This window comes from Inquilinus sp. (assembly GCF_057815775.1).
This window is the reverse complement of sequence record NZ_JBYRFX010000014.1, coordinates 1-9,458: the sequence shown is the minus strand read 5'-3', so window position 1 is coordinate 9,458 and position 9,458 is coordinate 1. Positions and strand designations below refer to the sequence as shown.

The window sequence follows — 9,458 nt, the reverse complement described above, 5'->3', positions numbered from 1 at the left end:
CCACCATCGTTGCCCCCAAGGTGTCGGGCTACCTGTCCGAGGTCCTGGTCGACGACAACCAGGCCGTGACCGCGGGCCAGCCGCTGGCCCGGATCGACGACCGCGACTATGCGGTGGCGCTGGACCAGGCCAAGGCCGACGTCGCCGGCGCCCGCGCCGACATCGCCAATGCCGAGGCGGCGATCGAGCAGCAGGGCGCGGCGATCGACCAGGCCCGCGCCACCATCGCGGTGGACCAGGCGAACCTGACCTTCGCGCAGCAGCAGTTCGACCGCTACACCGCCCTGGCCAATCGCGGCAACGGCAGCATCCAGCAGGCGCAGCAGATGGGCGCGAACATCGAATCGGCGAAGGCGACGCTGCAGCGCGACCAGGCGGCCGTGACCGCCACGGAAAAGCAGCTCGACGTGCTGCGGGCACAGCGTGACAAGGCCAACGCCTCCCTGGCGCATGACCAGGCGGTGCAGAACCAGGCCCAGCTGAATGTCGGCTACACCACCATCACGGCGGCGGTGACCGGCACGGTCGGCAACCGCAGCCTGCGGGTCGGCCAGTATGTCCAGGCCGGCACCCAGCTGATGGCGGTGGTGCCGCTGGCCGAGACCTATATCGTCGCCAATTTCAAGGAAACCCAGCTGACCGACGTCAAGCCCGGCCAGCCGGTCGACATCTCGGTCGACACCTTCCCGGACGCGGACATCCACGGCCATGTCGACAGCCTGGCGCCGGCCAGCGGCCAGGAATTCGCCCTGCTGCCGCCTGACAACGCCACCGGCAACTTCACCAAGATCGTCCAGCGCATCCCGGTCAGGATCGTGCTGAACCGCGACGACCCGCTGGCGGGCGAACTGCGCCCCGGTATGTCGGTGATCGCCACGATCGATACCAAGCAGGACGACGCCAAGGGCAACAGCGCGGCGCAGTAAGGCGCCGCTGCTGATCCCGGGTCGGGAGGCCCGCCATCATGTCTTCCGTTAGCACCACCGCCGGCGCTCCGCCGGCCGGCCCGTCCGCCGGCGCCAGCGACCGCGCCAGCATGACCACCTGGATCACCGTGCTCTCCGGCCTGATCGGCGGCTTCATGGCCGTGCTGAACATCCAGATCACCAACGCCTCGCTGCCGCAGATCGAAGGCGGCATCGGCACCGGCATCGACAACGGCGCCTGGATCTCGACCTCCTACCTGATCGGCGAGATCATCGTCATCCCGCTGACCGCCTACCTCAGCCAGGTCTTCGGCTTCCGCCGCTTCCTGCTGGTGAACACGGCGCTGTTCCTAGTGTTCTCGGTCGCCTGCGCCTTCGCCGCCAATCTCGGCCAGATGATCATGCTGCGCGGCATCCAGGGCTTCACCGGCGGCGTGCTGATCCCGATGGCCTTCACCCTTGTCATGACCAAGCTGCCGCTGCGGCAGCGGCCGATGGGCATGGCGCTGTTCGCCATCACCGCCACCTTCGCCCCGGCGATCGGCCCGACCATCGGCGGCTGGCTGACCGACAATTACGGCTGGGAATACATCTTCTACATCAACCTGGTGCCGGGTGCTGCGATGCTGGTCGGGCTGGCCCTGACCCTCGAACGCGCGCCGATGCAGCTGCACCTGCTGAAGGAGGGCGACTGGTTCGGCATCGGCACCATGGCGATCGGCCTGGCCGCGCTGCAGACGGTGCTGGAGGAGGGCAACAAGGACGACTGGTTCGGCTCGACCTTCATCGTCCGGCTGACCGCGATCGCGGTGGTGTCCCTGTTGCTGTTCCTGTGGATCGAGCTGAAGGTGGCCAAGCCGGCGGTCGACCTGCGCCTGCTGGTGCGCCGCAACTTCGGCTTCGGCACATTGGCCAACGTTTTCCTCGGCTTCGCCTTGTACGGCAGCGCCTATCTGCTGCCGCAGTACCTGGCCCAGGTGCAGGGCTATGATTCCGAACAGATCGGCGGCGTCATGGCCTGGACCGGCCTGCCGCAGCTGCTGGTCATTCCAATGGTGCCGATGCTGATGGGCCGGATGGATGCACGCTGGCTGGTGGCCGGCGGGCTGCTGGTCTTCGCCGCCAGCTGCTTCATGAACACGCACATGTCGTTGGTCTATGGCGGCGACCAGCTGTTCGCCCCCAACATCGTGCGCGCCATCGGCCAGGCGGTGGTGATGGCGCCGCTGTCGGCCATTGCCATGGCCGGCATCACCCGGCAGGAATCGGCCGCCGCCTCAGGCCTGTTCAACATGCTGCGCAACCTCGGCGGCGCCTTCGGCACCGCGCTGCTCGGCACCATCGTCACCAAGCGCGAACAGTACCACTCCAACATCATCGGCCAGTCGATCACGATGTTCCGCGACGAGGTCCGCACCCGCATCGACCAGCTGACCAGCTACTTCATGGCCCATGGCGTGTCGGACCCGGCGACCGCCAAGCACCAGGCGATCATCGCCATCGGCAAGACGGTGAAGGCGCAGTCGCTGGTGATGGGGTTCAGCGACACCTTCGGCGTGCTCGGCGTCATCCTGGTTGCCTCGGCCACCTGCGTCTTCATCATGCGCAAGGGTGCCGCGAGCGGTGGGGGCGGAGCGCACTGAGACCATTTGATAGCGCACCTGGCGCGGCCGTCTGACGGCGGCTTCTCCTCACGGACCAAACGTCCGCTGCGCGCCGGTTCTCGAAGCCACCGCCAGCCGACTCACACCAGCGCACTCTCAAACGGTCTCAAGCGTTCATCGTTTCCGGAACGGCACGGCCGTCCGTCAGTTCACCAGCTTGCGGTAGAGATGCCAGGTGGCGTGGCCCAGCACCGGCATGACGACGATCAGCCCGACGAACAGCGGGATCGACCCGATCACCAGCCCGAGGGCGACGATCAGGCCCCAGGCCGCCATCGGCACCGGGTTGGCGGCGACGGCGCGGACCGAGGTCCAGATCGCCGTGTCGGCCCCGACATTGCGGTCCAGCAACAGGGGGAAGGACACCACGCCGATCGTCATCGCCACCACGGCGAAGACGAAGCCGGCGCCGACACCGGCGATCATCAACGTCCAGCCGGCGCTGGTGTTGAACACGTCGTGCAGGAAGGCCGACACCGAGACCGGCGCGGCGGGCCCAAGGGTGTTGTTGTAGATCACGTTGGCCACGAACATCCAAAGCACGAAGATCGCGGCCAGAACGGCGCCGACCAGCAGGATGACGCCGAAGCGCGGTGTTCGCAGCACCCCGAAGGCCGCGGCCCAGCTGGAGGGTTCGCCATATTCCCGCCGCCGGCTCATCTCATAGAGGCCGATCGCGGCGAAGGGCCCGATCAGGGCGAAGCCCGAGGCCAGCGGGAACAGCAGCGGCAGCATGTCCTGGCCGAACATCGCCCGGGCCAGCACCAGCCCGACGATCGGGTAGATCAGGCACAGATAGATGACGTCGGTGCGGTACAGGCCGAAATCATCGAAGCCCCGGGCCAGGGCATCGCGCAGATCCGCCAGGCGGATGCGATGGACCGCGGGGGCCAAAACATTCGGGTCTTCTTCGGCGCGGAACATCGTCCTGCTGCCGGCGGTGACGGCCTGGCTACCGAATTTAAGCTGGTCCGCTCCCCACTCCAGGGGGTTCCGGATGGTCATGTCTGTTCCTCCAGAGCGGTTGTCCGAAAGAAATCACGTCGACCATTTCAGTTCGATCGGGCCCGGTTTCCGGTTACCCGTCCTGGCATGACTGTACGCCGCTTGGCGCGCCAAGTCTCGCCTGTCCATATCTCCTGGTTGTCAGTGCGACAGCGAGCGGCGATCAGCCTTTGCCGGCGAAGGCGTTGAAGGTGATCAGCGTCATCGTGTCCTTGATGTGCGGCAAGGCATGGATCCGGCTGTTGACGAAGCGGCCGACATCCATGTCCTCCGGCAGGTAGCATTTGACCATGAGGTCGAACTGGCCGGAGATCGAATAGATCTCCGACACCTCCTCGATCTCGTCCACCGCATGCTCGGCCGTGTCGTAGGCGCGGCCCAGCTCGCATTTCACCATGATGAAGATTGGGCGCATTCCGCGGCCTCCGTGACTCGGGTTCCGGCAATCCTAGCCCGGCGTCGCCGGCTTGGCACCCCGCACGGTGCGGCGCCAGACCAGGGGGGCCGGAATGACCAGCCGCTGGGCCGTCCCGGTGTCCTTGCCGTCCAGGATGGCCATGACAGCGTCGGTCATCACCTCTGCCGGCTGGTCGAAGCTGGTCAGGTCGTAGGATGACCAGGCCGCCTGGTCGGTGTTGTCGAAGCCGATGACGCAGAGATCCTCCGGCACGCGCAGGCCGAGATCGTGGCGCGCGGCGTCGAGGAAGCCGAAGGCGACCAGGTCGGCGATGCAGAAGGCGGCATCCGGCCGGTCCGGGCGCAGCAGCAGATCATGCGCCGCGGCGCGGCCGGTGGCGTACACGGTGCGGCCGCCGCGCCAGATTACCGGCTCCAGCCCCGCCGCCTGTGCCGCGGCGACGAAGCCGGCCTCGCGCGCCAGCAGGCTGGGTGTGCCCTGGGCCGAGGTGACCAGGCACAGCCGGTGGCAGCCGGCGCGGCGGAAGGCATTGACCGCGACCTGGCCGGGCAGGGCGCTGTCGATGGCGATGTTGGCCGGCCCGTCGATCCGGTCGTCGCGGTTGATTAGCACCACCTTCTGCCCGGCCTCGATGCAGGTGCGGGTGATCGCCTCGGACGGCGTGCCTGATAAAATGATGGTGGCCTCGGCGCGATAATGCAGCACCTGCCGCAGCGCCGATTGCAGATCCTCCCCGCCGCTGCCGCCGGTGTTGATCAGCATCGCCACGCGGCCGTCCCGCTGCAGCCGTTCGGTCAGCACGCCGACCATGCGCGACCGCAGTGGCGTTTCCAGATCGGCGGCGACGATGCAGACGATGTTGCTCGATCGCCGCGTCAGGCCGCGGGCGAGATGGTTGACGTGATAGCCCAGCGCCTCGGCCGCCTGCATCACCCGCTGCCGGGTTTCCTCCGACACGCTGGCGCCCGGCGTGAAGGTGCGCGACACGGCGGAGCGGGAAACCCCGGCCCGATCGGCCACCTGCTGGGCGCTGGCGAAGCTGCGTCGTCGCATTGCGAATCGGGCCTGCGGTCGGTGATGGGCGATGAAACGGGTCGATAGACGATTTTATGCACGGCCGTGCAGATCACAAGCACAACCCCTAGGGGAGTTCTACAGAAAATATCCCATGAATGGTTGACAGGCCATGGCATTCGCAGTGATCTTGCACAGCTGTGCAAGATCGGGCTGACCTGCGATATCATGAGCTTCGACCGCGACGCCGTTCTCACCCGCCACGCCTTCGCCATCGACCTCGCCCGTCGGGCCGGGGCGCTGGCGCTTGACTTCTTCGAGCGTCGCGATGCGTTGGTGGTCGAGACCAAGGAATCGAGCCAGGACTTGGTCAGCCGCGCCGATCGCGAGGTCGAACTGCTGATCCGCGCGGCGGTGGCCGGTGCCTTCCCGCAGGACGGGCTGCTCGGCGAGGAATATGGGCGGGAGGACGGGCATTCGGCCTTCACCTGGGTGATCGACCCGATCGACGGCACCGCGGCCTTCCTGCACGGCATCCGGTCCTGGACCGTTTCGATCGGGCTTACGGCCGGAGAAGAGATCGTCGCCGGCGTCGTGCACGACCCCTGTGCCGATGAGCTGTTCGAGGCCGTGGCCGGCGGCGGGGCGCGGCTGAACGGCAAGGCGATCGCGGTCGCCACCGCGGCGGGACTCGGCGACGGGCTGATCGGCTTCGGCATCAACCTCAAGGTGCCGCCATCGGTCGGCGCCGGTTTCCTCGAACGGCTGCTGCTCGACGGCGGCGCCTTCCTGCGGCTTGGATCTGCCGCGCAGATGCTGGCGCATGTCGCAGCCGGACGGTTGATCGCCTTCTATGAACCGGTGCTCAGCCGCTGGGATTGCTATGCCGGCTTCTGCCTGATCCGCGAAGCGGGCGGTTGGGTCGACGACGTGTTCTGGCGCGACGGCGGCATGCCGGGCGGCCTGGCCCTCGGCGGCGCCCCCGGCGTGCGGACGGCATTGACCAGAATTGTGGATTTCGGGCCGGCGGCGGAACCGCGCCGGGCAACGGCCTGAGATGCGGACGAGGGCACCCCGTCGGGGTGCCGGGTGTTGTGAGACTCGGCAGGTCGTTGGGAGGCGGCCATCCGGTGTCAGGATGGGAGAGGCGGGGTTATGGGACAATCGCTCGGACGGGATCGGCTGGAGGCCTTGGCGGGGGCGTTGCGTGAGCGGCGGTCGCGGATGGAGTTCAGCTCGCGCACGGCGCGGCTGATCGACAGCGGCATTCCGAAGATGGCGCAGAAGCTGGTCGAAGAAGCGGCCGAGGTGGCGATCGACGCGGTTCAGGGCGAACGCCAGAGAGTGATCGAGGAAGCCGCCGACCTGATGTTCAACCTGACCGTGCTGCTGACCGAGCTGGAGATCAGCCCGAATGCGGTGTGGGAAGAAATGGACCGGCGGCAGAAGCTGTACGGCCTGGCGGAAAAGCTGCCGAAGGATAAGTAGGGCGGGGCCCTTCCTTCAATCATCATCGCGCCTTGGCGGTCCGCCGCTGCTGCGCGATGATGGCCGCCCCTGTGGAGGGTGGGCCATGAGCGGCTATGATCTCGGCATCTGGTTCAGCGACGTTGCGATGAACCGTGATCAGGCGGCCGCATTCTACCGTCATATCGACAGGGATTGGGTCGTCGTACGCCGGCACCCGTCCTTCGATGTGTTCTGGACTGAGCTTCACGCGCGGTTTCCAGATGGAGTAGGTGAAGTCGACCACGTTGCGGGTCTCGATTCACCGCCGATTACGATGTGCTACTCATTGCAGGACGTCCGATCGGGCGTCCTGTCGGGCGTCCTGTCGTCATCCCGACGAACCCCGAGGCCGGCACCAATATCGCTGGATGACACGGTTTGGGCCTCTGGCCCTCTCGGCGCGAGGGGGTCCGCCACGATCCTTTCCGTCGCCTGGAGCCGGGCCGTGGAAGTGGTGCCTCAGATCCAGGATCTGGCCATCCGAAACGGGCTTGTCGTCTTTGATGGGCAATCCGGCGAGGTCACGTTGCCGCCCGGCCTGGGCATCGGCGTGACGCCAGACGCTCGGCTCCGGCTCGAGGTGGCCAGTGCTGTCCCGCCCTTCGACGTCGGCATCCTGCTGGACGGCCGGCCCGTGGCGGCCTTTCTTTCTCCATCAAGGGTGGACGCCCATGAGCGGGCCCGATCCATGACACTGCAGCTAGAGTTGCCGCTTTATGAAGTGATCGACCCCGGCTCGTTGGCGCAACTCCCCAGACCCAAGCCCCTGTCCGCTGACGATCCGGATCTTGGAGAGCTCGGGAAATTGCTTCTGGGATTTGACACCGCGCCGGAGTTTCCATCCGGATTGAAATAACCCGAGCGGCTGTTCCCGGCGCGAACCTCATCCGGGTTGCGTCCGTCGCGATCCGGGGGCACGGTGGCCCCGGCCCGTGCCTGGCGAGGCGTGCGGGCCGCGGGATCATCCGGACGGACCGAACCATGACCGACGACCATCACCATCACGACCACCCCCATGACGCGCCGGCCCCCGGTGAAACGCCGGATTGGCGCATGAACGGGGTGCGCGTGATCCGCGGCAACGATCTCGACCCCAACACCGCCCAGACCGCCGGCATGGACCGCCGGGCGGCGATCAACGCGGCCCGGGTCGGGGCGCAGAAGATCTGGGCCGGCACCGTCACCATCCACCCCGACGCCAAGACCGGCGCCCACCATCACGGCGCGCTGGAAAGCGTGATCTATGTCGTGCGCGGCAAGGCGCGGATGCGCTGGGGCGAGAAGCTGGAATATGTCGCCGAGGCCGAAGCGGGCGACTTCATCTTCGTGCCGCCCTATGTGCCGCACCAGGAGATCAACGCCTCGACCGACGAGCCGCTGGAATGCGTGCTGGTGCGCAGCGACAACGAGGCAGTGGTGGTCAATCTCGACATCGAGCCGGTGGAAAAGCCGGAGGCCGTCTACTGGGTCGACCCGATTCACAAGCACCCTTGAGTGGAGGCCGCCGGCGTCATTTGCCCGGCTTCGCCCGGGCATAGACTCCGGTGAAGGTGACGTTCAGGCCGCCGCATTGCAGGTTGTCGGCCGCCACCAGATAGGGACCGAGGCGCCAGAGCCGGACGCGGCAGGCCGTGTCGTCGTCCGGGCTGGCGTCGAAGGACTGGGTCTTGCCGTCGGGACCCACCGCGAAGGCGGCCTTGCCGGCGGCGGGCGTCACCGTCGCGCTGAACTGGCCGACATTGACCGCGCCGCGCGCCACCCGTGCCGGATCGCTGCCGCCGAAGCTGGCATAGCCCTCCAGGGCCAGGGCGCCGCCGGCCGCCGGCTTGATCTCGATCTGCTGCTCGTCGCCGCTGTGCCAGGCGCCGCGCCAGTCGGCATCGGGGCGGGCGGGCACGTCGACCAGCGCCGCCGTCGGCAGGAAGCCGCTGCTGGTCGGGAAAGTCGGTGCATAGCCGGTGAAGACGGAGCAGGCATAGGCGCCGGTGGTCGAAGTCACGATCACCCGGTCATCCGCCACCAGATAGCGCTTGGCGGCGCAGGATGTGGTGTCCTTCGGGCAGCCCGCCTGCTCCGTGCCATCCTTGACGAAGCGCGCCCGCTCCCGGTCCAGCGAGACGGCCTGCAGCTTCGGCTCGGACCCGGGGGCCATCAGGTCCGTCAGGGCATTGCAGACGGGCACGGCCTCCGCGGCGCCGGCACGGCCCGGGATCAGTGCGAGTGACAGGAGCAGGAGCGGCAGGGCGGTGGAACGGCGCATCAGGGTCTCCAGGATTCAGATGACCCTAACGCGCCGACCCCGTCCCGTCAGCCGCCGAAGCGCTGCTTCAGCGAGTCGAACCCGGTCTGGAACACGCCCTGGCCGATCAGCTTGCGCATCGCCGCTTCGTTCTCCGCCGTCACGTCGAACTCGGCGGTCCATTCGGCGAAGCTGCGGTCGCCGTCAGTGACCGGGATCAGGCGCAGCGTGGCGGTGTAGTTCGTGAGCGGCATCGGCGCGGACAGAATGGCGTAGGTCACGGAGTGTTCGGAATCGGACAGGGTCAGCAGCCGCTCGCGGATGGTGCCGCCATTGTTGCCCAGCTCCATGCTGCGGACGCAGCCGACGCGGTCGGACGGGCCGTCATCCTCGAGCTTGCTCGTGACCAGGGCCGGGTGCCAGCCCGGCAGGTCGTTGAAATCGCGAATGGTCTTCCACACGGTCTCGACCGGGGCGTTGATCACGCTGCTGGTGATGACTCGGATCATGGTCGCGTCTCCTTTGAGGTCAGAACGTCACCTGCTTGAAGGCGCGGGTCTGCGCCGTCAGCGCCTGTTCGGTCGGCAGCCGCTCCATCGAGCTGGCGCCGTAGAAGCCGTGGCAATGCTTGCAGTGCTGCAGCACATAGGCCGCGTCCTCGGGCATCGAGATCGGGCCGCCAT

At 67.4% G+C, this 9,458-nt stretch carries 12 protein-coding genes; 6 read left to right on the top strand and 6 right to left on the bottom strand.

What is annotated here, in order from left to right; genetic code table 11:
• Both AC3XYG_RS00600 and AC3XYG_RS00595 read left to right on the top strand, forming a co-directional pair.
• The coding region (locus AC3XYG_RS00600; RefSeq protein ID WP_489137871.1) for an HlyD family secretion protein at window positions 1–926 on the top strand (926 nt) is incomplete at its 5' end.
• A gap of 38 nt (window positions 927–964) precedes the next feature.
• Entirely contained in the window at window positions 965–2,569 is a 1,605-nt protein-coding gene (locus AC3XYG_RS00595; protein WP_489137870.1) for an MDR family MFS transporter, read from the top strand.
• 165 nt (window positions 2,570–2,734) lie between these two features.
• On the opposite strand, the gene AC3XYG_RS00590 is transcribed toward AC3XYG_RS00595, so the two are convergent.
• The 3 genes from AC3XYG_RS00590 to AC3XYG_RS00580 all read right to left on the bottom strand — a co-directional run bounded on the left by AC3XYG_RS00590 (window position 2,735) and on the right by AC3XYG_RS00580 (window position 5,066).
• A complete protein-coding gene (locus tag AC3XYG_RS00590) occupies window positions 2,735–3,595 on the bottom strand; it encodes a DUF2189 domain-containing protein (protein ID WP_489137869.1) in 861 nt (286 codons plus the stop codon).
• Between the two features lie 163 nt (window positions 3,596–3,758).
• Window positions 3,759–4,010: an Lrp/AsnC ligand binding domain-containing protein gene (locus AC3XYG_RS00585; protein ID WP_309794151.1), complete on the bottom strand. Its 252-nt coding sequence runs from the start codon at window positions 4,008–4,010 to the stop codon at window positions 3,759–3,761.
• 33 nt (window positions 4,011–4,043) lie between these two features.
• Complete coding sequence (locus AC3XYG_RS00580) at window positions 4,044–5,066, bottom strand: LacI family DNA-binding transcriptional regulator (protein WP_489137868.1); 1,023 nt, start codon at window positions 5,064–5,066, stop codon at window positions 4,044–4,046.
• A gap of 189 nt (window positions 5,067–5,255) precedes the next feature.
• Here AC3XYG_RS00580 and AC3XYG_RS00575 point away from each other — a divergent pair, with 189 nt between their 5' ends.
• The 4 genes from AC3XYG_RS00575 (at window position 5,256) to AC3XYG_RS00560 (ending at window position 8,030) form a co-directional block, all read left to right on the top strand.
• Window positions 5,256–6,083 (top strand): inositol monophosphatase family protein, encoded by an 828-nt coding sequence (locus AC3XYG_RS00575; RefSeq protein WP_489137867.1) that lies wholly within the window; start codon window positions 5,256–5,258, stop codon window positions 6,081–6,083.
• Between the two features lie 99 nt (window positions 6,084–6,182).
• Window positions 6,183–6,515, top strand: coding sequence for a phosphoribosyl-ATP diphosphatase (gene hisE, locus AC3XYG_RS00570; RefSeq protein WP_489137866.1), 333 nt, complete (start codon window positions 6,183–6,185; stop codon window positions 6,513–6,515).
• Window positions 6,516–6,600: 85 nt separating this feature from the next.
• Window positions 6,601–7,392, top strand: coding sequence for a hypothetical protein (locus tag AC3XYG_RS00565; protein WP_489137865.1), 792 nt, complete (start codon window positions 6,601–6,603; stop codon window positions 7,390–7,392).
• A gap of 125 nt (window positions 7,393–7,517) precedes the next feature.
• Window positions 7,518–8,030 (top strand): cupin domain-containing protein, encoded by a 513-nt coding sequence (locus tag AC3XYG_RS00560; protein WP_489137864.1) that lies wholly within the window; start codon window positions 7,518–7,520, stop codon window positions 8,028–8,030.
• Between the two features lie 16 nt (window positions 8,031–8,046).
• Here AC3XYG_RS00560 and AC3XYG_RS00555 read toward each other — a convergent pair whose 3' ends face one another.
• Genes AC3XYG_RS00555 through AC3XYG_RS00545 form a run of 3 tightly spaced genes read right to left on the bottom strand, consistent with a single transcriptional unit; the run spans window position 8,047 to window position 9,447 of the window.
• Window positions 8,047–8,796 (bottom strand): hypothetical protein, encoded by a 750-nt coding sequence (locus AC3XYG_RS00555; RefSeq protein ID WP_489137863.1) that lies wholly within the window; start codon window positions 8,794–8,796, stop codon window positions 8,047–8,049.
• A 47-nt stretch (window positions 8,797–8,843) separates the two neighbouring features.
• Window positions 8,844–9,284, bottom strand: a complete 441-nt coding sequence (locus AC3XYG_RS00550; protein WP_489137862.1) for an SRPBCC family protein — start codon at window positions 9,282–9,284, stop codon at window positions 8,844–8,846.
• A 19-nt stretch (window positions 9,285–9,303) separates the two neighbouring features.
• On the bottom strand, window positions 9,304–9,447 hold the full coding sequence (locus AC3XYG_RS00545) for a phosphoenolpyruvate hydrolase family protein (RefSeq protein WP_489137872.1): 144 nt from the start codon (window positions 9,445–9,447) through the stop codon (window positions 9,304–9,306).
• Window positions 9,448–9,458 lie beyond the last annotated feature (11 nt).